Here is a 25274-nt window from a genome sequence, read left to right on the forward strand (position 1 = left end):
TTGTTGTCGTTTTGAGGGCTCATAACGACAACAACTGCCAGTCAGTTGGGCTTGGGGCTAGGTGGTGAGGGCGGTCTTGCGGGGGCTGTTCGGGGTGGTGGTGCTGTAGTCAGCGGTTTTGAAGTGCGACGGCGCGAAGGGGCTCACGCGCACCACGTCACCGATGACAATCACGGCAGGATTTGCGACGCCGGCCGCCTGGGCCTGGTCGGCGATGGAACCGAGCGTGCCGATGGTGACGCGCTGGTCCGGCAAATAGCCGTTTTCCACGATACCAACTGGCGTCTCCAGCGGCAGTCCGGCTTCGCCCAGCGCGGACGCCGATTCGCGCAGCTGGCCCACGCCCATCAGCAGGACGATGGTGTGGTCCGGGCGGGCCGGGATCTCGGAGAGTTCCTCGTGGCCTGTGACCACGCTGAAGCCTTTGGCCAGGCCGCGGTGCGTGACCGGAATTCCCGCCGCGGCGGGTACCGAGATGGCGGAGGTCACGCCGGAGACCACTTCAACCTCGACGCCGTGCTGCCGGCAGTATTCGGCTTCTTCGCCGCCGCGGCCCAGCACGTATGGGTCGCCGCCCTTGAGCCGGACCACGCGGTGGCCCTTCAAGGCTTCCTCCACCAGGATCCTGTTGATCTCCGCCTGCGGCACGGGGTGGTGGCCGGGAGTCTTCCCAACCTCGATGACGCGCACATCCGGGGCAAGCTCGTTCAGGAGCGCGCGGGGGCCCAGGCGGTCGGCAACCACGACGTCGGCCTGGCCCAACAACCGACGGCCCCGGACAGTGATGAGCCCGGTGTCGCCGGGGCCGCCGCCCACCAGGGCCACGCTTCCCTGGTGCGCCCGGCGGCGGCGCAGCGGCAGGTCACCGGTTTCGAGGGCGGTGGCAACAGCGTCCCGGACGGCCATGGCACGGCGCGGGTCTCCCCCGGCGTTGACGGCGATTTTGACGTCGTCCACCACGGCGACGGCGGGGGTCCAGGCGGCAGAAGCTTCATGGTTGGAGGCGTTGACGCACCAAACCCGCTGCGCCTCGGCGTCGGCCGATACTTGGGCGTCCACCTCCGGATCGCCGGTGGCCGTCTGGACGAACCAGACGCCGTCGACGTCCCGCGAAAGGTAGGGGCGCGCTTCCCAGGTGAGCAGGCCAGCGTCGGCCATCTCCTGCAGCGCGGGCGAGGCAACCGGGGCCACGACGGTGACCACGGCACCGGCGTCGAGCAGCCCCTTGGCGCGGCGGGCAGCAACGGGGCCCCCACCCACCACCAGCACCGGGCGGCCGAGCAGCCGCAGCGCGGTGGGGTAAATGTCCTGAATTGCCATGAATCAACGGTAGGGCGGCGTCATATTCGCCAACAAAGGACGAGCAACACCAGTTCACGTAAGGTAACGCTGCGTCACAAAGGATTTTTACCTGTGCTGCGCCAGGAACGTGCCCCTGCGGATAATGAGCCGCTCAAGGTAGCCACGCAGGATGAGCCGCTCGACGGCGCGGCCCAGGACACCCAGCGGGGCGGTGAACTGAACGCGGTCCGTCATGATGCTTCCGGCGGCTGTTGGTTGGAACTCATGCACATGCTTGAAAGCCTTGAAAGGGCCCTTCACCTGCTCATCCGTGAAGCTGCGTGGGAAATCGAAGTGGGTGACCCGGCTGGTCATGGTGAGCGGAATACCGAAGTGCTTCGCCCGCCAGGTCACCTCCTGGTCCTCCCCGATGAGCCCGCTGGTGACGCCGGCCACCGCCCGTTCCCCGGCGTCCTGTTGGGAGTCCAGATGCAGGTCGATGCTGCGTGCCCGGTCGAAGAGTTGTTCCACGGGCAGCGTGGACTCGGTGCGGCACACGAAGCTGACGGTCATGGCGTCAGTCTGCCATTCTTCCGGACCGCCCCGGGCCCCGTGGTGGGGCACTTTGGCGGGCTCCGGCGTCGCAACGGCCTGATGACCCGGCCTGTCCGTGCCAAAGTGCCTCGTCTTGGTTCCGGGCAGCGGCAGGAAACAGCAGAGCCCGACGGCGGGACTCGCCGTCGGGCTCTTGCGGTGCGTTGGGAAGGGGCTGTGTTGGGAAGCGGTTGGGTCAGCGGGTGCTGCCGGCCAGGAGGCCGCGGCGGCGCAGGAGCCGCTTCTCGATGGGGCCGAAGACCAGCAGCTCGATCAGGATGCCGACCGCGAGGATCAGCAGGATGGCAGCCATGACGATGGTCATGTCGGACAGATCCCGGCCCTGGTCCAGCAGGGAACCCAGGCCAAAGCCGATGGTGCCGCCCACGGCAATGATTTCCGCGGCCATGAGGGAGCGCCAGGAGAAGGCCCATCCCTGCTTCAGGCCGCTGAGGTAGCCGGGCAGCGCGGCCGGAAGGATGACCTGCAGGGCCATCTGGAGCCGGGATGCGCCCAGGACGGTGCCGACCCTGCGGTACTGCGGTGGAATCTGGTCCACGCCCGAGATCAGCCCGTTGATGATGGACGGGATGGCGCCCATGAACACCACGAAGTACACGGTAGCGTCAGTAAGTCCGAACCAGATGATCGCGGCCGGAACCCAGGCCACCGAGGGCAGGACCTGCAAACCGGAAATCAGGGGGCCAAACGCGCGGCGCAGCGGTGCAACCTGGGCCAGCAGCAGGCCCACCGGCGTGGCGATGGCCACCGAAATCAGGAAGCCCACCACACCACGCTGCAGGGACGTCCAAATGGATTGCTGGAACTTTCCGTCGCTCCACAGGACGCCCATCTGGGCCACGACGTCCAGGGGGCCGGGAACGAGGTCTCGCCGCTTCACCCCGAGCGAGACATAGAACTGCCAGATGAGCACCAGGACCACCAGCGCGGCCACGGGCAGCAAAATGCGGCTCCAGTCGACCCGGTGCTTGCGGTCGGCGTCGGACTGCAGCGAGTCAAGGCCGGACTCGAGTTCCCGGAGGTCCTCCTTGCCAGTGGACGTCCGGGTCAAAGCGGCATGCACGTGCTCACGGGTTTCGGAAGCATCAGCCGTAGCACCGGATGCCGCCTCCGTGCGTGCTTCCGCGAGGGGTGTCGGGTTACTTGGCATGGCGGCGAATCTCCTCCCGCAGCCGGGCGGTGATAACCCCGGTCAGCTGGCCGGCGAGCCCGGCGTCGGTTCGGTGTTCCTCGGTGACGGCCCATTCCTGGACTACGCGGCCGGGGCGGGAGGACAGCAGCAGGACCCGCTGGCCCAGGCGGACGGCCTCGCGGACGTTGTGGGTGACGAAGACGATGGTCCGCCCGGTTTCCTTCCAGATGCGCTCGAGCTCGTCGTGCAGCAGGTCCCGGGTGATGGCGTCGAGGGCGGCGAACGGCTCATCCATGAGCAGCAGCTGCCGGTCCTGGGCCAGGGAACGGGCCAGTGAGACGCGCTGCCGCATGCCACCGGACAGCTCGTGCGGGCGCTTATCCCCGGCGGAGCCCAGGTGCACCAGTTCCAGGAGCTCCTGGGCTTTGGCGCGCCGTTCGGTTTTGCCCACGCCGCGCAGCTTCAGGGCCAGCTCGATGTTCTCCCGGGCCGTCAGCCACGGGAAGAGGGCGGCGTCCTGGAACATGAAGGCGGCGCCGTCGCTGGGTACTTCCAGGGCGCCCGACGTCGGCGCTTCGAGTCCCGCGATGATGTTCAGGAGGGTGGATTTGCCGCAGCCGGAGGCACCAAGGAGGGCAACGAATTCGCCCTGTTTGATGTTGGCGTTGACGTCGTCCAGTACCGGGGCGCCGTCGCCGAAGCGCTTGCCCAGGTGTTCCAGTACGACTGGCATGGTGGCGTCCTTAGGTAGTGGTGGGTCAGTCCTGGCCGAGGCCGGCAGCTGAGATCTTGTCGCCGCCGGTCACCTGGTTCAGGCCGCGAAGGTCGAAGAGGCCGTTGATGTCGGCCTTTTTGGTGGTGCCTGCGTCCACGCCGTCCTGCAGCAGCTTGGGGTAGCTGCCGGCCAGCGGGTCGAGGGTGAAAGTGATGTTGGACAACGATCGGGCCAGGACGTCAGCGGGCAACGCTGCCCCAGCGGATTCCTGCAGGGCGGAGTTGATGAGGCTGGCCTTCTCATCGGCCGGAGCCGAGTTGAGCCATGCCACCGAGTCCGCATTGCCCTTCAGCAGGGCCCTGACGGTGTCCGGGTGGTCAGCAGCGAATCTCTGGTTCACGATCAGGATGGTCGTGGGAAACTCGCCGGGCTTGCCGGTGCCGGCCCCATCCCACAGGTCTTTTTCATCCACCAGCACCTTGGCGCCGGCCTGGAGCACCAAACGTGAGGCCCAGGGCTCAGGCAACCAGGCGCCGTCGAGCTTTCCGTCCTGGAACAGCTTCAGCGTCTGAGCGTTGTCCGTGGGGTTGATGGCCACGTCACCGCTGCCGTCCACGTTGGTCTTGTAGCCCTGCTTGGTGAGCCAGGCCCGGAGTGCCACGTCCTGGGTGCCGCCGAGCTGCGGGGTTGCCAAGGTCCTGCCTTTGAGGTCGGCCGCGGAGTTGATCCCCGGCTCGACCACCAGCTGCGCACCACCGGCCGCGGCTCCGGCAATCACGCGCACGGACTGGCCCTGGCTCTTGGCGAACGAGTTGATGGCCGGATTGGGGCCGATGTAGGCGGCATCGATGGCGCCGGCGTTCAGGGCCTCGATCGCGGCCGGGCCGGCGTTGAAGGTCTCGGTGCTGAGCTTGGTGCTGCCCAGGGCCTCCGCGAGGAGTCCCTTCTTGACACCCACCAGCGCTGCGGCATGGGTGACGTTCCCGAAGTAACCCAGCTTCAGCTCGGCGGCCGGGGTGGGCTCGGCGGCCTGTGCCTCGGTGTTGCGGGAGATGTTGGAGGCCACGATGGCCCCGACGGCGATCAGCAGGACCAGCCCGATGGCCAGGGCAGCCTCGGCGGCGCGTTTGCGCGTGGGGACCGCGCTTTCGCCTGCCACGATGCGGGTCATCCCGGGCTTGGAACTAGTCATTGTTTCACCATAGGGAGTGGCCCAAACCCGTTCAACGAAGCGGAAACGGGGGGTCACGCACGTTCATCTGGCGTCATATTTTGCCCTGCTGTTGCCCGGGCTGCCCAGATTCAGTTGCCCTTGACGTTGACCAGCTGCCGCAGTTTGTGCCGCACGGTGACCAGGTCCGCGGCGTCCTGCATGACCTGGTCGATCGGCTTGTAGGCGGCCGGGATTTCGTCAATGAAGGCCTCCGACGCGCGGAACTCGATGCCCCGCATGGCGCGTTTCAGTTCCTCCAGGGTGAATGTCTTTCGGGCGGCGTTTCGGGAGTATTCCCGCCCGGCCCCATGCGGGGACGAGTTCAGCGATGCAGGGTTGCCCCGGCCTTCCACAACATATGACGCCGTCCCCATGGATCCAGGGATCAGTCCGGGATCGCCGTGGCCGGCTTTGATGGCTCCCTTGCGGGACACCCAAACCGGCTTGCCGTAGTGCGTCTCCTGCTGGGTGAAGTTGTGGTGGCAGTTGATCCGCTCGCGTTCCTGCACGGGGCCTCCCACCCAGCGGCTGAACTGGGCAGTCACGCGGTCCATCATTTCCTCCCGGTTCAGGAGCGCGAAGTGCTGGGCCCACCGCAGCTCGGCAATGTACCGCTCGAACTGCTGCGTCCCCTCGTCCAGGTAGGCCAGGTCCGGGTGGGGCAGGCGGATCTGATGCTTGCGGCCCACGTGCTGGGCGACGCCGATGTGGTGCTGCGCGATCCTGTTGCCGATGCCCCGCGAGCCCGAATGCAGGAAGAGCCACACGCCGTCGTCCTCATCCGCTGAGACTTCGATGAAGTGGTTGCCCGAGCCCAGGGACCCCAGCTGCAGCTCCCATTGGGCGACGTATTGGGCGGGGTTGAACCCTGCCTTGGCGGCCCGCCGCTTCAGTTCGGCGATTCGTGGCTCAGCAGTGGACAGGACCTTCCGGTTGTTGTGGCCCGCGGACAACGGAATGACCCGCTCGATGTCCTCGCGGAGGCCTTTGCGGTCCTTCGGCAGGTCCTTTACCGAGTACTGGGTGCGGACCGCAATCATGCCGCAGCCGATGTCCACTCCCACCGCGGCCGGGATGATGGCGCGGAGTGTGGGGATCACCGAACCCACGGTGGCGCCCTTGCCCAGGTGCGCGTCCGGCATCAGCGCCAGGTGGGGGTAGATGAACGGCAGGGCCGCCGTCATCACCGCCTGTTCGCGGGTCTTGTCGTCCAGGATCGACGCCCAGTTCAAGAGTTTCGGACTGATGGTTTCCATTGCCGCCTCCTCTGACAACCATACGAGACGGCAGAACCGCGGCTCGTTCGCCTGATCCGGCCTTGGAAGGTCAGGTTTGGCGAACGGACCGCGGTTGCGGAAGCGGACGGTGGGGAAACGGGCATCTACGCCCGGCGGTGGGCGGGCTGTCGCTGATCCTGGAAAGTCAGGTTCAACCGGGGCCGCCGCATGTTGCGCAGGTTGAACCAGCAGAACATCATCAGCCCAAAGTACAGGGTCAACTCCATGACCTCGCCGTATTCGGAAATGACGAAGGTGGGGGTCGGCCAGATTACCAACCGGAAGAGGCGATAAGCCGCCGCCAGCCCGAAGGCGGGCACGAGACAGAGCGGAGGTACAAGCAGATGGCTGTACGTGGAGTGCTTCAACCGTTTCCGGAACGCCGCCCAAAGCGGAACGCATGTTCCATACAGGCTTGCCAGGAGCATGGCATACGGGACCAGCACCTGCACCGCCCGGAGATTGTGCAGATTTGTCTCACCCTGGCGGTTGACCTCTTGCAGCTCTTCAGGGGTGCCCCATCCGAAGATGCGCTGGCCCCAGGAAATTTCCTCACCGGCAAGGAACACAACGCCAAGGGCCACCACGCCGTAAAGCAATGCCATGCCCACTTGCCGTCTCCGCAGCAGGCGGACGCTGAGCAGTGCCAGAATGACGGCGGCGGCCACGAGGCACGCAAACTGGAGCCACTCGATCGGGTGGTCCTCGTCCACAATCCAGAGATAGAACTCCTTGAAGGGAACAGTTGCCGCCACAGCGACGGACAGGATGATGGGCAGCAGTACCAGCAACCGCGCCCGGCGGGGAGCAATGTTCCATTCGCGCGAGTCGATCGTGACGAGCTCGCTCCCCCTTGTGTACCACTCCTGGTTGGTTGGCATCCTGCCTCCTCAAAGTATCCGGCCATGGCCTGCAGTCGCAGGCATTGATGCAATGCCTGAGCTTCCCACGGCTCCAAACAGGCAGGGAACATCCCCCGGCAACCTTTGTGGTAAACGTGCGGAATGCCGCAGTCACGTGAAATCGCCGGAAACGCAGCGGGGCCGCCGTAACGATACGGCGGCCCCGCAGGGTTCAGGCGATTCCGGTGCGAACTAGATGCTGTAGCGCTCGTCCTCGTGGTCGCCCGGGTGGTCCTTGACCAGGCCCGCGGCCAGCGTGTTGCCGTCCAGTGGATCGATGACCAGGAACGCGCCGGTCCGGCGGTGGTGCAGGTAGTTCTCCAGCGGCAGCGGTGCGGCGAGGCGCAGCTGGGCGTGCCCGATGTCGTTGAGCTCCAGGCCGGAGGCGCCCTCGAGCTTGAAGGTGGACAGGTCCAGCTTGCCGGACACGCTGCGGACCATCGCCTGGACGGTGCGGGTTCCGTGCTTGACCAGCACCTTCTGCCCTTCGCGCAGCGGCTTCGGGGAGAGCCAGCAGAGGGCGGCGTACAGGTCGGCGGAGGCTTCGCGGACGGTGCCGGCGGCGGCGATGGTGTCACCGCGCGCGACGTCGAACTCGTCCGCCAAGCGGATGGCCACCGACTGCGGCGCGGCGGCTTCCTCCAGGGAGGCGCCGGCAAAGTCGATGCCCGCCACGGTGGTGGTCCGCGGGGACTGACCGGGCGTCAGGACGGACACCTGGTCCCCCACCTTCACCGACCCTTCGGTGATCTGGCCGGCGTACGCGCGGTAGTCGCGGTAGGCCTCCGCGTCCAGCCCGGCGGCCACGGCGTCCGGTGCCAGGGCACCCTGCGGCCGGATGACCAGCTGCACCGGGAACCGGAAGCTTTCCAGGTGGCTTTCGAGTTCATCGGCGGCCGGAAGGGTCTCCAGAACCTCCAGCAGTGCGGGACCGGTGTACCAGGGGGTGCGCTCCGAGCGCTCCACAACGTTGTCGCCGTCGAGCGCGGAGACAGGGATCACCAGCAGGTCGGAGATCCCGTCCGAGCCGAGGCCCAATTCGCGGCCCACCTGCTGCACATCCGCTTCGATCTCACGGAACACCGACTCGCTGAAGTCCACCAGGTCGATCTTGTTCACGGCCACGATCACGTGCGCCACGCGCAGCAGCTGCAGCACGGACAGGTGGCGGCGGGTTTGCTCCAGCACGCCCTTGCGGGCGTCGATGAGTACGACGACGGCATCCGCGGTGGACGCGCCCGTCACGGTGTTCTTGGTGTACTGCACGTGCCCGGGGCAGTCGGCCAGGATGAAGCTGCGCTGGTCGGTGGCGAAGTAGCGGTAGGCCACGTCGATGGTGATGCCCTGTTCCCGCTCGGCGCGCAGGCCGTCGGTCAGCAGGGCCAGGTCGATCCCGCCCTTTTCCCCGCCGAAGCCGCGGTCAGCCGAGGTGCGGGCGACCGCGTCAAGCTGGTCAGCCAGGATGGCCTTGGAATCGTGGAGAAGGCGGCCCACCAAGGTGGATTTGCCGTCGTCGACCGATCCTGCCGTGGCGAACCGGAAGAGTGTGGTGGGCAGGGCGGTTTCCAGGCCACCGGCAGCGCCGGACAAAACAGTTTCCGTGGTCATTAGAAGTACCCGTCCTTCTTGCGGTCTTCCATGGCGGCCTCGGAGATGCGGTCATCTGCGCGGGTGGCGCCACGTTCGGTCAGGGTGGAGGCAGCGACTTCAACCACCACGTCGGACACGGTGTAGGCATTGGATTCGACGGCGCCGGTGCAGGACATGTCTCCCACCGTGCGGTAGCGGACAGTCTTGGTGATGACTTCCTCGCCCTCGCGGGGCTGGGAAACTTCACCCACCGCGCGCCACATGCCGTCGCGGGCGAAGACCTCGCGCTCGTGGGCGTAGTACAGGCCGGGCAGTTCGATGTTCTCGCGCTCGATGTAGCGCCAGATGTCCAGCTCGGTCCAGTTGCTGATGGGGAACGCGCGGACATGCTGGCCCACCGTGTGCCGGCCGTTGTACAGGTTCCACAGCTCGGGGCGCTGGTTGCGCGGGTCCCACTGGCCGAACTCGTCGCGCAGGCTCAGGATGCGTTCCTTGGCGCGGGCCTTGTCCTCGTCGCGGCGGCCGCCGCCGAACACGGCGTCAAACTTGTTCTGCTGGATGGCGTCCAGCAGCGGGACGGTCTGCAGCGGGTTGCGGGTGCCGTCGGCACGTTCGGCGAGTTCGCCGCGGTCGATGAACTCCTGCACGGAGCCCACCACGAGCTTCAGGCCCAGCCGTTCAACCGTGCGGTCGCGGAAGTCGATGACCTCGGGAAAGTTATGGCCGGTGTCCACGTGCAGCACGGGGAACGGAACCTTGCCTGGCCAGAACGCCTTGGTGGCCAGGTGCAGCATCACGACGGAGTCCTTGCCGCCGGAGAACAGCAGCGCAGGCTTCTCGAACTCGGCAACAACCTCGCGGATGATGTGGATCGCTTCGGACTCCAGGGTGTCCAGACTGCTGAGGCGGGTTGAGACGGCGGACTCAGTCACCTGGGTCTCCTCGGTTAGTGAAGTGCTCATACGTGAAGTCCGCATTCTGTCTTGTCGGAGCCTGCCCAGCGACCGGCGCGGGGGTCTTCGCCGGGCGCCACCTTGCGGGTGCAGGGCTGGCAGCCAATGGAGGGGTAACCCTGGGAAAGCAGCGGGTTGACGGGCAGGAGGTTGTCGTCCGAGTACTGCACCAGCTGGTCGAACGTCCACGCGGCCATCGGGTTGACCTTGACCAGGCCGTTCTTCTCGTCCCAGCTGACCAGAGGCGTGTTGGTGCGGGTGGGTGCTTCGTCGCGGCGGACGCCGGTAAACCAGAGTTCGTAACCGGCAAGGGTGCGCTGCAGGGGCGCCACTTTGCGGAGGGCGCAGCACTGGGCAGCGTCGCGGGCAAACAGGTCCTTGCCCAGGAGCCGGTCCTGCTGCTCCACGGTGGTCTCCGGAAGCACGTCCACCACGTTGACGCGGAGGTTGGCGGCCACCTCGTCCCGCGTGGCGTAGGTTTCCGGGAAGTGGTAGCCGGTTTCCAGGAACAGGACGTCGACGCCGGGCATCTGGTCCGCGACCAGGGCCGGCAGGACGGCGTCAGCCATGGAGCAGGCGACGGCGACGGCGGGGAGTTCGAAGTTGCGCTCCACCCAGGCGATCACGTCACGCGCGGGGGCGTCCCAGCCGAGTTCGGCGGCGCCGGCCTCGGCCAGTGCCTTAAGCTCCTCCGTGGGGCGCTTGGCAGGTGCGGGTGCGAGATGCTTTGCCATTACTGCAGTGCCTCCTCGTCTGCTGTGTGGGCCCATTCGGCGAAGGTCTGGCCTTCGGCGCGGTCGGCAACGAACCGTCGGACCACGCGCTCCACGTAGTCGGGCAGGTCGTCGACGTATACCTTCAGGCCGCGGACGGTGCGGCCCAGGCCTGCTTCCTCTCGGTCGTTGTTTGCCAGCCCGCCGCCAAGGTGGACCTGGAAGCCCGGGGAGGGGTCGCCGTCGGGCGTTGGAAGCATCATGCCCTTCAGGCCGATGTCCGCCGTCTGGATGCGGGCGCAGGAGTTGGGGCAGCCGTTGATGTGCAGGGAGAGTGCCGCGGGCAGCTGGCCCGAGCCGGCGAGGTCCGCGAGGCGGCGTTCGAGTTCGGCGACGGCGGTAGCGGCCGTGTACTTGGTCTCGACGATGGCCAGCTTGCAGTACTCGATGCCGGTGCAGGCGATGGTGCCGCGGCGGAACACGGACGGGCGGGCGGAGAGGCCCAGGGCGTCGAGCTCGGCCACCAGGGGCTCCACCTGGTCCTTCTCGACGTCCAGGACCACGACCTTCTGGTGCGGGGTGGTGCGCAGCCGGTAGGAGCCGCGGGCCTCCAGGGTGTCCGCGAGCTTGACCAGGCCGGATCCGGAAAGGCGGCCCGCGATCGGGGTGGCACCGATGAAGAACTTGCCGTCCTTCTGCTCGTGCACGCCCACGTGGTCGCCGGGGGTTGAAGGCTTGGGCGCGGCGGGGCCGTCGGCCAGCTTGTAGCCCAGGTATTCGTCCTCCAGGACCTGGCGGAACTTCTCCGTACCCCAGTCGGCCAGCAGGAATTTCAGGCGGGCCTTGGTGCGCATGCGGCGGTAGCCGTAGTCGCGGAAGATGCTGGTGACGCCCAGCCACACGTCGGCGGCCTGGTCCGGCTGGACGAAGGCGCCGAGGCGCTTGCCCAGCATGGGGTTGGTGGACAGCGCGCCGCCCACCCAGAGGTCGTAGCCAACGCCGAGTTCCGGGTGTTCAATGCCCACGAATGCGCAGTCGTTGATCTCGTGGACCACATCCTGGCTGGGGTGGCCGGTGATGGCGGTCTTGTATTTGCGCGGCAGGTTGGACAGCAGCGGGTTGCCAATGAACCGCTCCCCCAGCTCGGCGATGAGCGGGGTGGGGTCGATGATCTCGTCCTTGGCAATGCCGGCCACGGGCGAACCCAGGATGACGCGGGGCACGTCGCCGCAGGCCTCGGTCGTGGACAGGCCAACACTTTCCAGGCGGTTCCAGATTTCCGGAATGTCTTCAACCCGGATCCAATGCAGCTGGATGTTCTGGCGGTCGGTGAGGTCGGCAGAGTCGCGGGCAAAGTCCACGGAGATCTGGCCGATCACGCGCAGCTGCTCTGTGGTGAGCGCGCCGCCGTCGATCCTCACCCGCAGCATGAAGTACTTGTCCTCGAGCTCGTGCGGTTCAAGCGTGGCGGTCTTGCCGCCGTCGATTCCCTGCTTGCGCTGGGTGTACAGGCCCCACCAGCGGAACCGGCCGTGCAGGTCCTGGCTGGGGATGGCGTCGAAGCCTTCCTTGGCGTAAATGGTCTCGATACGCTCGCGGACGTTCAGGCCGTCGTCTTCCTGTTTCCAGGTTTCGTTGGCGTTCAGCGGCGTCTTGCCGTCCACTTTCCACTGGCCGTGCGGCTTCGCGGCGGGGCGTGACGGGCGTGCGGGGCGCTTGGGGGCAGCTGAGTCCGCGGACGCTCCGGCTAGAGCTGTATCAGTCATGCATCGACTGTAGGGCGACGCCGAATAGCGTCACAAAGGCCCGGAAACGCTAAGTCACCTAGGGAAATATTTCGTCACGAAACGCCGGACGGCCTTGAACAAGCCACCCTGCTGTGCATCCTGGGACCCCGCGTCGGGCGCCTCCGCCGGGGCTGGCGCGGGACCTGGCGGAGCAGCTTCCGCGGGGGTTTCGTTCATCTTCGCGACGGCGGCGTCGTACCTGTCCAGCGCAATCTCGGCGAGTGTCGGGGACGGCAGCAGGGGTTCGGTGACGACGTCGGCCCCCGCCTTGGCCAGCTGGTCGTGGAAGAAGCCCGGCGCCAGCAGATACGAGGCAATCACGACGCGGCCGCCGACGTCGACCGCTCCTGCGGACTCCCCCGCCCCTGCACCTCCGGCGAGCTCCTCGCGCAGCATGGCGACGGCGTCGGGCACGGAAGGCTGGGCGGAGGCACCATAGGCGGCCACCATCCGGTTGGACCTCAATGCCCGCAGCTGGCCCAGCAGCTCCTCGACGCTCACTGCGGCGTTGGGGTTGGACGAGCCCGCCGCGGCCAGGACGATGACGTCGTTGTCCGTGGTGCCGGCCTCGCGGAGGCGCTGGTCCAGCAGCTGCGCGAGACGGGGATCGGGGCCGAGCGGGGCGGCCGCGGCGCTGCCGGGACGGCTCTTCACGGCGCGGGCGATGTCCACTTTCACGTGGTACCCAACGCTCAGCAACAGCGGCACCACCACGGCGGGCTCCCCCTCCGGCAGGCCAGCCATCACGTCCACGAGGTCGGGCTGCTGGACGTCCACGTACGCTTCGCGGACATCAAGCCCGAGGCGCAGTTCCGCGATGGCGGCGCGCAGGGCATTGACCTCCGCGGCCCCCTGTGCGTTGGAAGTCCCATGGGCGCAGGCGATCATGATGGGGCTGTTCATAGGGGCTAGCGTAACGTTGGAGCCGCCCTGTCCGCCCTCTTTGAAATGCCAGGACGCCCCATGACCTTCGCCTTTGACAACTCCCCGGTGTGGCTGGATCTGCTGGGCGTGTTCTTCTTCGCCGTCTCGGGCTCGCTGCTGGCTGCGCGGAAGCAGATCGACATTGTCGGGTCGCTGCTGCTGGCCTCTTTGGTGGGGCTTGGGGGCGGCGTGATCCGCGACATCATCCTGGCCATCGTCCCCGCGGCCTTCACCAACCCGGCCTATCTGGCGCCGCCGCTGCTGGCCACCGTGCTGGTGTTCTTCCTGTTCTCCAGCGTGCAGCGGTACACGTCGCTGCTGATCCTGTTCGACGCCGCCGGCCTGGCCCTGTTCTGCATGACCGGCACACTCAAGGCGCTGGCCACTGGGTTGAATCCCGTGGCTTCAGTGCTGTTGGGGGTTACGACGGCGGTGGGCGGCGGTTTGCTCCGGGACATCACGGCCAATGAGGTGCCGGAGCTCTTCAACCCGAAGGACATCTACGCGCTGCCGGCATTCCTCGGTTCCTCGTTGACGGCGGTGCTGTGGGTCCTTGGCGTGTTCAACGTCCTGACCGCAGCCGGGATTGCGGCGCTGGTGTTCACGTTCCGGGTCCTCGCCTGGCGGCGGTCCTGGCAGGCACCCCTTGCCGTGCGCGGGTGGCACCGGCGGGCCACAGATTCGGGGCTGTGAGGGCCGTTGTCGCTGGCATTCTGGGGTGGTCCGGATTGGCTAGGATATGAGCATGACTGACATGTTCCTCGAGAAGTTCAAAGCGCTTGTTCCGAAGTATCTCGAGGATGAATGGCAGGAAGAGGACGGCCTGGCTCCCGGGGAACTCGACTCTCAGCTTGCCGAGCACCAGTTCCAGATTCCCCTGGTCCTGCGCGAGTTCTACCTCGCCCTGGGCGGCTGCGAGGACCTGATGGAGGCGTACCACTACTTCTGGGACCCCGACGAGCTCGAAGTTGATGACGAGGGCTTCCTGATGTTCCTTGAGGACGAGGACGAGGAGTACACCTGGGGCTTCCGCGTAGGCGACCTCAGCGTGCCGGACCCCATTGTCTACCGCCGCAACAACGCCCGCGGCCAGTGGAAGTCCGAGGAAGGGACCTTCTCCGAGTTCGTCTTCGACATGTTCGAGTGGGCCTTCGAGGACGAAGAGGAAGAGTAGGCCCCTCCTTCCCGGGCGCCCTTCGCTCGTGGGGCACATTGACACGGACACGCCGCAACTTAAGCCCGTAGTCCCAGGTGCGGCGTCCCAAGTGCCCCACGACGGCGGCACTCACCTCGCGCTGAAGGCTCCCCGCCTCCTCTGCTCAAGTACCGCAAGCACCTGGGCCATCATCTGCTCTGGGTGATGAACGACGTCGGCATAGCTGAACCTGAGGCAAAGCCGGCCGCCGACCACCGTGGCGTTGTTGCGGGCCCGATCCTTCCTAACTTGCTTCGGCTCCAGATGGGTCTGGCCGTCCGTCTCCACCACAAGGCAGTCCTCAACCAGGAAGTCCACCTCGCCAACACCATCGAGTTCCACATGCCTGCGGACACTGAGCCCAGCCGCGCGGAGGTGGTAGTTGGCCAGTACCTCCAAGACCGAGTCCGCACGCGGAATGACGTAATCCAGGACGGCCCTGGCGCGGGCATTGCGGTTGCCGGGCAGTTTCCAGCGCAGGAAGTCCACCGTTATGTTTCCTCGCTGCGCAGCACACTGCACCATCACCAGGGCTTCCAGCATCGGAAGGCAGCGCAAGGCGTGCATCAGGACGTCTGCCAGACCGGCCGCCGGAAGCCAGGGGTGCACTGGATGAAGGATCCTGCCGTGGGGGAGCGTTCCCGGCACCGCACTCTTGTGGCCCGGGCTGACATGGAGCACGCTGGGCTTCTGCAGAGTCCACAGCTGGTAAAGAGGGGCAGCTGAAAGACCCGTCAGGTGTGCATTGTGCTTCAACGCGAAGCCGAGCGCTCCTCCATCGTCAGCCAGAGCGTAAACACCCCGCCGAATCCGGACTATGCGCCCCGCCTTCAAGGCCTTGTCCAGAAGGGTTCGGCGAATACCAGCCTTGCTGATGCTCGCAGTTCTGGGGACGCCTCCCCTGTCACGCAGAAAATCCTCAATCTCCACAGCTCAACGATGGCGCTGGCCGTGAGCAAGCGTCAGCCCGGGACTTTGTCATGTGGACAACGTGCCGTCGAGGGGCACTTCGACACGAACCCGCCGTACCATCTCGCCCCATTCGCGGTTCAGGCCGTCAATGTGCCCCACGACCGTCAGAGCAAGCAGGAAAAGTCCGTGACAGATCACGTAAAGAGAGACTTGCGCATTATGACAAAGCTGTCATAAGCTATTCACGGATCCGCTAAACGCCTCCGGCGGGTCTGATGCGAACGGAGAGATAGCCCCGGTTCACAGCAGCTTCGGTTGCTGAGGGCCGGGGCTGTCCCGTTAAAGCGAAGAAGCCCGGCCCTCCAGCGAATCACCAGAGGTCCCGGGCTCCTAACGAACGGGAATCAGCTGGCGCGGTCCACCACAGCCAGGGCGAAGTTGGACAAGGACTCCTTGACCACGCCCTCCGGCAGCGGAGACAGGGCGGCGATTGCTTCGCTGGCCCACTGGCGCGCCACCACCCATGACTCAGCGGTCACGGGGTGTTCGCGCAGCCCGGCGACAGCGGCAGCCAGTGCCTCGTCGGAGGACAGGTCGCCGTCGATGAGCTTCAAGAGGTCGACGGCGGACTGGTCGCCATCAGCGGCAGCCTTGCGCAGGAGCAGCACGGGCAGGGTGGGAACCCCTTCGCGCAGGTCCGTTCCCGGGGACTTGCCGGACTTCACTTTGACCCCGGTGACGTCAATGACATCGTCAGCCAGCTGGAAGGCCACGCCCACCTTCTCGCCGTACTCCACCAGGACGTTTTCATAGGCCTCGTCAGCGCCGGAGAAGATCGCCCCGAACTGGCCGGAGGCGGCAACCAGGGAACCGGTCTTGTCCGCGATCACTGAGAGGTAATGCTCGATGGGGTCCTCGTCCGGCCGCGGACCGACGGTTTCGTGCAGTTGGCCGAGGCACAGCCGCTCGAAGGTGCGGGCCTGGATGCCCAGCGCGCGGCCGCCCAGTTCGGACACCAGGATGGATGCCCGGGCAAAGATGAGGTCACCGGTCAGGACGGCCACGGAGTTGCCCCACACCTCGTGGGCCGTGGGGGCACCACGCCGGAACGGGGCGGAGTCCATGACATCGTCGTGGTACAGGGTTGCCAGGTGCGTCAGTTCAACCACGACGGCGGACTGCACCACGGCGGGCAGGGATGCGTCCCCGAGGTGGGCGCAGAGCAGGGTCAGCAGGGGCCGGATCCGCTTGCCGCCGGCCTCCACCAGGTGGCGCGACGTTGCGTCAGCAAGGGGGTCCGAGTTGGCGATGGCTTCGCGGAGTTTTTTCTCCACCTTGGCCAGGTTGGTGGTGATGGCCGGGCCCAGTTCGGGGTCCCCCGCAATAGCCGCAAAGCCTGCCGGCAGCTGGAGTCCGGTGGCGATCGCGGTGGTGTTGAGGCTGGGTTCGGAGTCCGGCAGGCCGTGCCCGGCGTGCGTCCAGCTCTGGTCTGCGGATTTGGTCACGGGTTAACCCTAACTTTTTGTTGCGGATACCGCTGGTTCGAAGCTGGCGGGACAGTGGATGTATTACTTGTGGCCGGAACCAGCGATTCCAGCACGCGGATCACCCGGTCCTCGAAGCCCTTCGCGGAGGGGTCCGTGAGGTTGGCAAGAAGCCGGACCACGAACCGCATCAGCACCGGAATCGGCATGCCGGTGCGCAGCGCAAGCTTCATGACGGCGGGCTTGCCGATCAGCGCGGCGAAGGCCCGCCCAAGCGTGAAGTGCGAGCCCCACTGGTCCCGCACGTAGTCCGCGTACCGCGCAAGGTGCGCATCGGCGTCGTACGTCCCGCCTGAAGCAGCCGAGCGCGAGGAAGCGTCGATGATGAACTCCGCCGCAAACCGCGCGGACTCCATGGCGTAGGAGATGCCCTCGCCGTTGAACGGGGACACCATGCCGCCGGCGTCACCCAGAAGCAACAGGCCGGGCGAGTAGTGCGGGGTGCGGTTGAAGCCCATGGGCAGCGCGGCGCCGCGGATCTCGCCCACCTGGTTCTCCCGGGTGAAGCCCCACTCCTGCGGCATTCCGGCGGTCCATTCGCGCAGGACCTGCTTGTAGTCCAGCTTGCCGAAATCCTTGGAGGAGTTCAGGATGCCCAGGCCCACGTTGGAGGTGCCGTCGCCCACGCCAAACACCCAGCCGTAGCCGGGCAGCAGCTTGCCGTCGCGGCCGGGAAGCTCCAGCCAGCCTTCCATCCAGTCGTCGTCGGTGCGCGGGGAGGTGAAGTAGGTGCGGACGGCGACGCCGAGCGGGCGGTCGTCACGCTTTTGGATCCCCAGGGACACCGATGTGCGGGTGGAGTTTCCGTCGGCGGCTAGGACGACGTCGGCGCTAAACTCGCGCGTCTCCCCCGTCTTGCGCCCGGCCTCGTCAAGGAGCGCTGCGCGGACTCCGGTGACGCGGCCGGCGTCGTTCTTAAGGGCATCGGTGACACTGTGCCGCTCAAGGATGGTGGCACCGGCCGACTCAGCGTGGCGGGCCAGTTCCTCGTCGAAGCCCAGCCGGGTGCGGATGAGGCCGTACTGCGGGAAGTCGGAGACCTCGGGCCAGGGCAGCTCGATGGTGCGGCCGCCGGCGATCAGGCGCAGGCCCTTGTTGCGCCGCCAGCCCTCACCTTCCGGGTGGGGCAGGCCGAGCTTCTGGATCTCGCGGACGGCGCGGGGCGTCAGACCGTCACCGCAGACCTTCTCACGCGGAAACGCAGTCTTTTCCAGGACCGTAACGTCCAGGCCAGCCTTGGCGAGGTAGTACGCGGCAGTGGATCCGGCCGGACCCGCGCCGACAATCAATACCTTCACAGGTCAGCGGACGATGTTGCGGCGCAGCTTGGCCACCGGGCCCTTGTGCGCGGCGATGGCGGCGGCAGCGCCCTCAGGCGAGGAATCGGCAGGCTTGAATGCCCGATGGACGGCAACGATGCCACCCGTGAGGTTGCGGTAGGTGACCTTCTCCCAGCCGCTCTCCTGCAGCCAGGCGGCCAGGTGGTCCTGGTCCGGCCAGGCCCGGATGGACTCGGCGAGGTACACGTATGCATCCGGGTTGGAGGCAACCTTGGTGGCGATGGCCGGCAGGGCCCGCATCAGGTATTCGGTGTACATGGTGCGCCACAGCGGAACCACCGGCTGCGAGAACTCGGCGATCACCAGGCGGCCGCCGGGCTTCGTGACGCGCAGCATCTCCTGCAGCGCCTTCTTGGGCTCGTTCACATTGCGCAGGCCGAAGGAGATGGTGGTGGCGTCAAAGGTGTTGTCGGCGAACGGCAGGTTGGTGGCGTCACCGGCCACGAAGTCGATATCCGGGCGGCGGCGCTTGCCCACCTTGAGCATTCCAAGCGAGAAGTCGCAGGCCACCACGTCTATGCCGGCATCGGCATATGGCTCACTGGAGGTGCCGGTTCCCGCTGCCAGATCCAGGACCCGCTGGCCCTTGGAGACTTCCATGGCATCCACCACGATCTTCCGCCAGCGGCGGGTCTGCCCCATGGAGAGGACATCGTTGACGACGTCGTATTTCGGTGCGACGTCGTCAAACATCGTGGCTACTTCGTCCGGACGCTTATCCAAGGATGCTCGGTTCACCATGACATTGTCTCAAATGTTCCCGACGGTCCTGACCAGCCCTGCTGCACGCCCGGTTCCCGCGGGGCGCCGGGAAGGGGGGACTCTACGCGGGAGTAGTGTTGTCTCATCATGACGAGCACGTTCCGCACCTTGACAGTCCCCCTGGATGGCAAAGCGTTCCCCGGGGGGCTGCCTTCGTTTTTGGTCCGGGACGACGTCCTGTGCTGGACCCGCCGCGAAGCCGGCCTGGCGGGCTTCGGCGAGATAGCGCGCTTCACCGCCACGGGCCCCGACCGCTTCCTGGAGGCGGACATCTGGTGGCGGCACCTGGTCCTTGAGGCAGACGTCACGGATTCCGTGGAGTTGCCGGGAACCGGTCCCGTGGCTTTCGGCTCCTTTGCTTTTTCCAAGACTTCCGCCCACGAGTCCCGGCTGATCGTGCCGGAAATTGTGGTGGGCGTGCGGGACAACCAGGCCTGGCTCACCCAACTGGCGTTCGACGGCGGCCCGCTCACCGAAGAGACGGCCCTCGCCGCGCTGGACCGTTGGCTCAGCAGTGGTTCCCTCGGCTCCCCGGTCGAAGAAGGCACGACGGCGGCAGCGGACTCCCCCGGGGACGCTTCAGTTGGTGACATGCCCGGTACGGCGGGCGGCGCCGTCGTACGCCCCCTCCCCCTGGCCGCCGGCGCAACACTGCACACGGGCTCGCTCAGCGAGGAAGCGTGGATGGATGCCGTCGCCGCCGGGGTTGAGGAAATCCGAACCGGCGCGCTCGAGAAACTGGTGCTTGCACGGGATGTGGTGGCAACTATTCCGTCCGGCGTACATGCCGCGGATGTCCTGCGCGAGCTCGCCGCGAGGTACCGCGAATGCTGGACCTACGGCGTGGACGGACTCGTGGGCGCAACGCCGGAGATGCTGATCCAGGTGGAGGGACGCACCGCCCAGGCCCGGGTGCTGGCCGGCACCCTTGACCGCCGGGACGCGCACGGCGAGGACGGCTCCCCGATGGACTACGCGACGCGGGTGCTCGCGGGTTCCGATAAGCAGCGGCACGAGCACGAGATCGCCATCCAGTCCCTCACCAGGCAGCTGGCACCCTTCTCCGAGGCCATGAATGCCCACGACGAGCCGTTCATCCTGGAGCTGCCCAACGTGTGGCACCTGGCCTCCGACGTCAAGGCGGAACTGACCGAGGTGGAGGGGCACGTCCCCACGTGCCTCGCCCTGATCAACGCCCTGCACCCAACGGCCGCCGTGTGCGGAACGCCCACGGCGGTGGCCGGAGAACTGATCCGCAAGCTCGAGCACCTGGACCGCGGCCCGTATGCGGGGCCGGTGGGCTGGCTTGATGCGGCCGGAAACGGTGAATGGGGCATCGCCCTGCGGGGCGCGGTCATTGAGTCCCCTGAGACGGTACGGCTGTATGCCGGCTGCGGCATTGTTGACGGTTCACAACCAGAGGCCGAACTGGCGGAGACCTGGGCCAAGTTCCGGCCGATGCTGGAGTCGCTGGGCATCAGCAGCTGACGTTTCGCGCCCCCAACTAGGTCGCAGTTAATGTCGTTTTGAGCCCCCTAAACGACATTAACTGCTAGCCAGTTGGGTAAGGAGTCTGGAATGACAGACTGCTCCCGCTCTGGAAGGCTTGATTTTGCCCCCGCTACAGTTATCCAATAGTGAAACTTAGTTGCGTGTGACGTACCTCTCTTGTTGAGCGTTACACTATAAGCCGCGTTAGTACCTCATAGCCCCTGCAACAAAAGGTAAGAAATGCAGACTCCCCGTACCCTCCTGGGCACCTCCAAGCTGACCGCTGCCACTATGATCGCCATCAGCGCCCTGGCCCTCTCAGCATGCACGAACGCCTCGGAAACGGGTCCCTCCAGCGCGGCCACCTCTTCAGGCAACGCCAGCGCCAGCGCCAGCTTTGATCCCACCACGGTCAAGAAGGACGATGCCCTCGCCGCCATGGTCCCGGACTCCATCAAGTCCAAGGGCACCATCACGGTCGGCTCCGACACCAGCTACGCCCCCGCCGAATTCCTGGGTCCGGACGGTCAGACTCCGGTTGGCTACGACGTGGACATCGCCAAGGCCATCGGTGCCACCCTGGGCCTCAAGGTCCAGGTGCAGACCGCGGAGTTCACCGGCATCCTCCCGGCCCTCGGCCCCAAGTACGACCTGGGCATCTCTTCGTTCACCATCAACCCGGAGCGACTGGGCGCAGTGAACATGGTCAGCTACTTCAACGCCGGCACCGCATGGGCCGTGAAGAAGGGCAACCCGAACAAGTTCTCCCTCGATGATGTCTGCGGCAAGTCCATCGGCGTCCAGACCGGCACCGTCCAGGAAGACCCGGATCTGGCCGACCGCAACAAGAAGTGCGTGGCCGACGGCAAGAAGCCCATCGACATCGTCACCCTGAAGAACCAGACGGATGTCACCACCCGCCTGGTCAACGGCAGCATCGACGCCATGGCCGCGGACTCCCCCATCATCGGCTACGCCCTGACCCAGACCAACGGCCAGTTGGAGAAGCTGGGCGACGTCTACGATTCCGCTCCGCAGGGGATCGCGGTGGCCAAGTCCGACACCGCCTGGGCCGAGGTCATCCAGAAGACCGTCACCAAGCTGATGGAAGACGGCTCCTACAAGAAGATCCTCGAAGGCTGGGGCAACGCCGAGGGCGCCATCACCAAGTCCGAGGTCAACCCGGCGGTTAAGTCTTGAGTTTTCGCGTTACCGACGACAAGTCAGGCGTGCACATGGAACACCATCAACACCGGGATGAACCGGTACTGAACAAGTCAGTACCGGTTCGCCACCCCGGAAGATGGATCAGCGCCGCCATCATCCTCCTCCTGGTCGCAGGCCTGCTTCAGAGCCTGTTCACCAACCCCAACTTCCGTTGGGACATTGTGGGCACCTACATCCTGGACGTGAAGGTTGTCCAGGGCGTGGGCTGGACCCTGCTGCTGACCGTGGCATCGATGGTTCTGGCGATTGTCCTGGCCATCCTGCTGGCAGTCATGCGACAGTCCGACAACCCGGTGTTCCGCTGGTCCAGCTGGGTATGGGTGTGGTTCTTCCGCGGCACACCCGTGTACACCCAACTGGTCTTTTGGGGCCTGATCGCAGTTCTTTATCCAAAGATCAGCGCAGGTGTCCCGTTCGGACCCGAGCTCTTCAGCCTTGATACGGCGAGTGTGGTCAACGCGACCGTCGCTGCAATCCTCGGCCTAGGCCTCAACGAGTCCGCTTACCTGGCGGAGATCTTCCGCGCCGGCCTTAAGTCCGTGGACAAGGGCCAGCAGGAAGCCGCCGAGGCGCTGGGCATGTCCAAGGGCAAGATCATGTGGCGGATCATCCTGCCGCAGGCCATGCGGATCATCGTTCCTCCCACGGGCAACGAAACCATCGGCATGCTGAAGACCACGTCGCTGGTACTCGCGGTTCCATTCACGCTGGACCTGACGTTCGCCACCAATGCCCTGGCGAACCGAACCTATCTGCCGGTTCCGCTGCTGATCGTTGCCGCCATCTGGTACTTGGTGATTACCAGCATCCTGATGGTGGGCCAGCACTTCATCGAGGCGTACTACGGCAAGGGTGTGGACAACCTGGCCCCGGCAGCGGTCAATCCGGCCGCAGCCAAAGCCGCCGGCGCGGGTGCTGACGCGCACCACTCAATGAAGACGGACTTCCCCGAGGAGAGTGCACGATGACGATCACAGCAGAAAAGCCGCTGGTCAAGATCGAAGGCCTGCACAAGTACTACGGGCACCACCATGTGCTTCGGGGCATCGACATGACCGTCAACCAGGGCGAAGTGTCAGTGGTGATCGGGCCCTCGGGTTCGGGCAAGTCCACCATGCTGCGCTGCGTGAACCTCCTGGAAAGCATCAGTGCCGGGCGGATCTCCGTTGGTGGCCAGCTGATCGGCTACCGCGAGGTCAACGGCAAGCTCCACGACCTGAAAACCAAGGAAATCGCCGCCCAGCGCCGCGAAATCGGCATGGTGTTCCAGCGGTTCAACCTGTTCCCGCACAAGACCGCGCTCCAGAACGTCATGGAAGCGCCGGTCCACGTGAAGGGCCAGTCGAAGGCTGAAGCGCAGAAGCGTGCCCTTGAGCTGCTGGACCGGGTGGGGCTGGGCGACCGCGCCGGCCACTACCCCTCCCAGCTCTCCGGCGGCCAGCAGCAGCGCGTCGCCATCGCCCGGGCCCTGGCCATGGAGCCGGAGCTCATGCTTTTCGACGAGCCCACCTCGGCGCTAGACCCGGAGCTGGTGGGCGACGTCCTGAACGTGATGAAGGACCTGGCCAAGTCGGGCATGACCATGATCGTGGTCACCCACGAGATCGGCTTCGCCCGCGAGGTGGGTGACACGCTGACGTTCATGGACGGAGGCGTGGTGGTGGAATCGGGCGATCCCCGCGAAATCATCGCCAACCCGCAGCATGCCCGCACCAAGGAGTTCCTCAGCCGCGTGCTCTGAGTTTCACGCTTCCGACGCGCAAATGCCCTGTCGCTACCCGAATTTCGGGAGCGGCAGGGCATTTGCGCGTCATGGGCGGATTTCCGCGTCGAAACCCTACTGCCCGGAGAGCACTCCCTCGACCGCGGCGGCCACGGCTTCCTTGATCCGGGCGTGGAGCTGCCGGAGCGACCGCCGGTCCGTCCGGACCTCCACAATGCTGCGCCCCTGCACAGGCCGGTCGAGCGCTTCGGCGAGTCCCGCCGTCGTACTGACCATTGAATGTCCGACGCCGTACGCTGCGGCGAGTGCCGCGATGTCCACGGAGTGCGGGGTGCCGAAGAGGCGTTCGACGGCGTCCCCGTAGCGGCCGCCTTCCTCCACTCCCCCGTGTTCGAGCAGGCCGAAGATGGCGCCGCCGGAGTCGTTCAGGACCACGATCCGCAGGTCCGGCTGTTCCTCCCCCGCGCCAAGGAGGAGGCCGCCGGCGTCATGCAGGAAGGTCACGTCCCCCAGCAGGACTGTGGTTTCCTGCCGGCCCCCGATCGCGATGCCAGTGGCCGTTGAGATGGTTCCGTCAATGCCCGCCAGGCCCCGGTTCGCATACACGGTGGCGGCGGGGTCCGGGGCAGGCAGCCCGGCAAGGTCCACGTCGCGGATGCCGTTGGATGAACCGAGCAGCAGCTCCCCCCGGGCATTTTTCCACACCAGCGCGGCGACGGAAGGACCGGTAGCAGCGGCCTCGGCGGAGAGCACCTGGTCCAGCGCGTGCTGCGCGGCCGAGCCGGCCAGCAGCCACGTGTCCAGCCAGGCGGACGCCCCGCGGCCGGCGAAATCGGCAAGGTCTGCGAGGTTCTCCAAGGGCAGCTCGGTGCGGCGCCCTGGCTCATACCAGGCGACCGGAACCGGCTGGTACAGGGCTGACTCGACGTCGGGGCGGGCCAGGAGCGCAGCCACCGGGCGGGAAAGAGTGGGCCTGCCGAACAACACCACGCGCTCAATCGGCTGTGCCGAACCCGGCCCGAAGTGCTCCAGCAGCAGCCGGTAGGGGCCCACCGCATTGGGTCCGAACCGGGAGTTTGAAGACGGCTCGGCCAGCAGCGGCAGGTTGTGGGCGCGGGCGAACGCTTCAGCCACCGGGCCGGCGTCATGGCCCGCCAGCACCACCGTGCGACGCTCAGGCATGGATTCCGGTGCCGGCGGAAGGTTCATGACCAGCGGCTCGGTGCCCACCCGGTAGCGCTGCCGCTCCACAGCCTGAGGCAGCCCCTCGCCAGCAGCAGGAACCAGAGGGTCGCGGAAGGCGAGGTTGAGCTGGACCGGTCCCGGGGGCAGGTCCGGGAAGGCGCCGGTAGCCGCGGACAGCCCGGTTTCTATGGCCCGCTGCGGGCTGCTTCCTGCGGGGACGTCGGCGGCGAACCGGACCTGCTCCCCGAACAGGTCCGGCTGCACGGTGGTCTGGTTGGCGCCGGTCCCGCGCAACTCTTCGGGACGGTCGGCGGACAGGACGATCAGCGGGACGGCGGCATGGTTGGCCTCCATCACGGCCGGCATCAGGTTTCCGACGGCGGTTCCGGACGTGGTGAGGACGGCGGCGGGCGAGCCGGTGGACAGGGCCAAGCCCAGCGCCGTGAATCCGGCGGACCGCTCGTCGATCCGGACCAGCAGCTCCACCCGGCCGGCCGCCGATGCCTCGGCCAGGGCGTACGCCATGGGTGCCGACCGCGAACCCGGCGACACCACCGCGTGCCGCACCCCGCCGTCGAGCAAAACCTCGACGGCGATCCGCGCCGCAGACAGCGCGCTCAACTCCTGTGTGTCCAGCTCAGGCGCGTCACTGGAGCGGACGGCACCTGCCGCGTCGGTGGAAGCAGGGAGGTCGGTGCGGGCCTCTGTGGAGGCGGAGTCGGGCGCGGGTTCGTTGAACGAAGTCACCCAACCAGTCTGCCACCCCCAAACGCCCGCCCACTCCTCGGATGCC

At 66.5% G+C, this 25274-nt stretch carries 23 protein-coding genes and 1 pseudogene; 6 read left to right on the top strand and 18 right to left on the bottom strand.

The genetic code is table 11. From position 1 onward, the window contains the following. Nucleotides 1-57: 57 nt before the first annotated feature. The 12 genes from cobA to ACETK3_RS04590 all read right to left on the bottom strand — a co-directional run bounded on the left by cobA (nt 58) and on the right by ACETK3_RS04590 (nt 13081). Nucleotides 58-1320: a uroporphyrinogen-III C-methyltransferase gene (gene cobA / locus ACETK3_RS04535; protein WP_236799211.1), complete on the bottom strand. Its 1263-nt coding sequence runs from the start codon at nt 1318-1320 to the stop codon at nt 58-60. A gap of 87 nt (nt 1321-1407) precedes the next feature. After that, nucleotides 1408-1854 carry an SRPBCC family protein gene (locus ACETK3_RS04540; RefSeq protein ID WP_236799212.1) on the bottom strand — a complete coding sequence of 149 codons (447 nt, stop codon included), beginning with the start codon at nt 1852-1854 and terminating at the stop codon, nt 1408-1410. Nucleotides 1855-2071: 217 nt separating this feature from the next. Continuing rightward, nucleotides 2072-3046 carry an ABC transporter permease gene (locus ACETK3_RS04545; protein WP_236799213.1) on the bottom strand — a complete coding sequence of 325 codons (975 nt, stop codon included), beginning with the start codon at nt 3044-3046 and terminating at the stop codon, nt 2072-2074. Further along, on the bottom strand, nt 3036-3761 hold the full coding sequence (locus ACETK3_RS04550; protein WP_236799214.1) for an ABC transporter ATP-binding protein: 726 nt from the start codon (nt 3759-3761) through the stop codon (nt 3036-3038). The genes ACETK3_RS04545 and ACETK3_RS04550 overlap by 11 nt, the downstream gene beginning before the upstream one ends. A 25-nt stretch (nt 3762-3786) precedes the next feature. Then, nucleotides 3787-4914, bottom strand: coding sequence for an ABC transporter substrate-binding protein (locus ACETK3_RS04555; RefSeq protein ID WP_237430530.1), 1128 nt, complete (start codon nt 4912-4914; stop codon nt 3787-3789). A gap of 131 nt (nt 4915-5045) precedes the next feature. Then, the gene (locus tag ACETK3_RS04560) at nt 5046-6212 is read right to left on the bottom strand and encodes an RtcB family protein (protein WP_237428709.1); all 1167 of its coding nucleotides are present in this window, start codon (nt 6210-6212) and stop codon (nt 5046-5048) included. Nucleotides 6213-6337: 125 nt separating this feature from the next. Further along, entirely contained in the window at nt 6338-7114 is a 777-nt protein-coding gene (locus ACETK3_RS04565; protein WP_236820237.1) for a hypothetical protein, read from the bottom strand. A gap of 213 nt (nt 7115-7327) precedes the next feature. Further along, nucleotides 7328-8743 (bottom strand): sulfate adenylyltransferase subunit 1, encoded by a 1416-nt coding sequence (locus tag ACETK3_RS04570; RefSeq protein ID WP_236799217.1) that lies wholly within the window; start codon nt 8741-8743, stop codon nt 7328-7330. Next, complete coding sequence (gene cysD / locus ACETK3_RS04575; RefSeq protein ID WP_237428710.1) at nt 8743-9687, bottom strand: sulfate adenylyltransferase subunit CysD; 945 nt, start codon at nt 9685-9687, stop codon at nt 8743-8745. The genes ACETK3_RS04570 and cysD overlap by 1 nt, the downstream gene beginning before the upstream one ends. Further along, entirely contained in the window at nt 9684-10412 is a 729-nt protein-coding gene (locus ACETK3_RS04580) for a phosphoadenylyl-sulfate reductase (protein ID WP_236799219.1), read from the bottom strand. Before ACETK3_RS04580 ends, cysD begins: the two co-directional genes overlap by 4 nt. After that, nucleotides 10412-12157, bottom strand: a complete 1746-nt coding sequence (locus ACETK3_RS04585; RefSeq protein ID WP_236799220.1) for a nitrite/sulfite reductase — start codon at nt 12155-12157, stop codon at nt 10412-10414. The genes ACETK3_RS04580 and ACETK3_RS04585 overlap by 1 nt, the downstream gene beginning before the upstream one ends. Before the next feature lie 54 nt (nt 12158-12211). Continuing rightward, the gene (locus ACETK3_RS04590; protein WP_237428711.1) at nt 12212-13081 is read right to left on the bottom strand and encodes a sirohydrochlorin chelatase; all 870 of its coding nucleotides are present in this window, start codon (nt 13079-13081) and stop codon (nt 12212-12214) included. A 60-nt stretch (nt 13082-13141) separates the two neighbouring features. Between ACETK3_RS04590 and ACETK3_RS04595 the strand changes: the two genes are divergently transcribed. Together ACETK3_RS04595 and ACETK3_RS04600 are read left to right on the top strand one after the other, a co-directional pair. Further along, the gene (locus ACETK3_RS04595) at nt 13142-13795 is read left to right on the top strand and encodes a trimeric intracellular cation channel family protein (protein WP_237428712.1); all 654 of its coding nucleotides are present in this window, start codon (nt 13142-13144) and stop codon (nt 13793-13795) included. 52 nt (nt 13796-13847) lie between these two features. Next, nucleotides 13848-14276 carry a hypothetical protein gene (locus ACETK3_RS04600; protein ID WP_236799223.1) on the top strand — a complete coding sequence of 143 codons (429 nt, stop codon included), beginning with the start codon at nt 13848-13850 and terminating at the stop codon, nt 14274-14276. A gap of 111 nt (nt 14277-14387) precedes the next feature. Here ACETK3_RS04600 and ACETK3_RS04605 read toward each other — a convergent pair whose 3' ends face one another. From ACETK3_RS04605 to ACETK3_RS04625, 5 genes and pseudogenes are all read right to left on the bottom strand, one after another. Then, nucleotides 14388-14906, bottom strand: a complete 519-nt coding sequence (locus ACETK3_RS04605) for an endonuclease domain-containing protein (RefSeq protein WP_237430531.1) — start codon at nt 14904-14906, stop codon at nt 14388-14390. Nucleotides 14907-15140: 234 nt separating this feature from the next. Continuing rightward, a pseudogene (locus ACETK3_RS04610) lies at nt 15141-15227 on the bottom strand (hypothetical protein); the annotation flags it as partial. A 386-nt stretch (nt 15228-15613) separates the two neighbouring features. Then, the gene (locus ACETK3_RS04615; RefSeq protein ID WP_236799224.1) at nt 15614-16714 is read right to left on the bottom strand and encodes a polyprenyl synthetase family protein; all 1101 of its coding nucleotides are present in this window, start codon (nt 16712-16714) and stop codon (nt 15614-15616) included. Continuing rightward, the gene (locus ACETK3_RS04620) at nt 16711-18051 is read right to left on the bottom strand and encodes a geranylgeranyl reductase family protein (RefSeq protein ID WP_237428713.1); all 1341 of its coding nucleotides are present in this window, start codon (nt 18049-18051) and stop codon (nt 16711-16713) included. The genes ACETK3_RS04615 and ACETK3_RS04620 overlap by 4 nt, the downstream gene beginning before the upstream one ends. A 3-nt stretch (nt 18052-18054) precedes the next feature. Continuing rightward, a complete protein-coding gene (locus ACETK3_RS04625; RefSeq protein WP_236802912.1) occupies nt 18055-18831 on the bottom strand; it encodes a demethylmenaquinone methyltransferase in 777 nt (258 codons plus the stop codon). Nucleotides 18832-18942: 111 nt separating this feature from the next. On the opposite strand from ACETK3_RS04625, the gene ACETK3_RS04630 reads away from it, so the two are divergent. From ACETK3_RS04630 to ACETK3_RS04645, 4 genes are all read left to right on the top strand, one after another. After that, entirely contained in the window at nt 18943-20343 is a 1401-nt protein-coding gene (locus tag ACETK3_RS04630; RefSeq protein WP_237428714.1) for an isochorismate synthase MenF, read from the top strand. A gap of 243 nt (nt 20344-20586) precedes the next feature. Continuing rightward, nucleotides 20587-21546 carry an ABC transporter substrate-binding protein gene (locus ACETK3_RS04635; RefSeq protein WP_236799227.1) on the top strand — a complete coding sequence of 320 codons (960 nt, stop codon included), beginning with the start codon at nt 20587-20589 and terminating at the stop codon, nt 21544-21546. A gap of 35 nt (nt 21547-21581) precedes the next feature. Continuing rightward, complete coding sequence (locus ACETK3_RS04640) at nt 21582-22541, top strand: amino acid ABC transporter permease (RefSeq protein WP_237428715.1); 960 nt, start codon at nt 21582-21584, stop codon at nt 22539-22541. Continuing rightward, complete coding sequence (locus ACETK3_RS04645; RefSeq protein ID WP_306968954.1) at nt 22538-23314, top strand: amino acid ABC transporter ATP-binding protein; 777 nt, start codon at nt 22538-22540, stop codon at nt 23312-23314. The genes ACETK3_RS04640 and ACETK3_RS04645 overlap by 4 nt, the downstream gene beginning before the upstream one ends. Before the next feature lie 96 nt (nt 23315-23410). On the opposite strand, the gene menD is transcribed toward ACETK3_RS04645, so the two are convergent. Continuing rightward, a complete protein-coding gene (gene menD / locus ACETK3_RS04650; protein WP_373462154.1) occupies nt 23411-25228 on the bottom strand; it encodes a 2-succinyl-5-enolpyruvyl-6-hydroxy-3-cyclohexene-1-carboxylic-acid synthase in 1818 nt (605 codons plus the stop codon). Nucleotides 25229-25274: the final 46 nt, after the last annotated feature.

Source organism: Arthrobacter sp. E44, from assembly GCF_041877125.1.
Classification (GTDB): domain Bacteria; phylum Actinomycetota; class Actinomycetes; order Actinomycetales; family Micrococcaceae; genus Arthrobacter.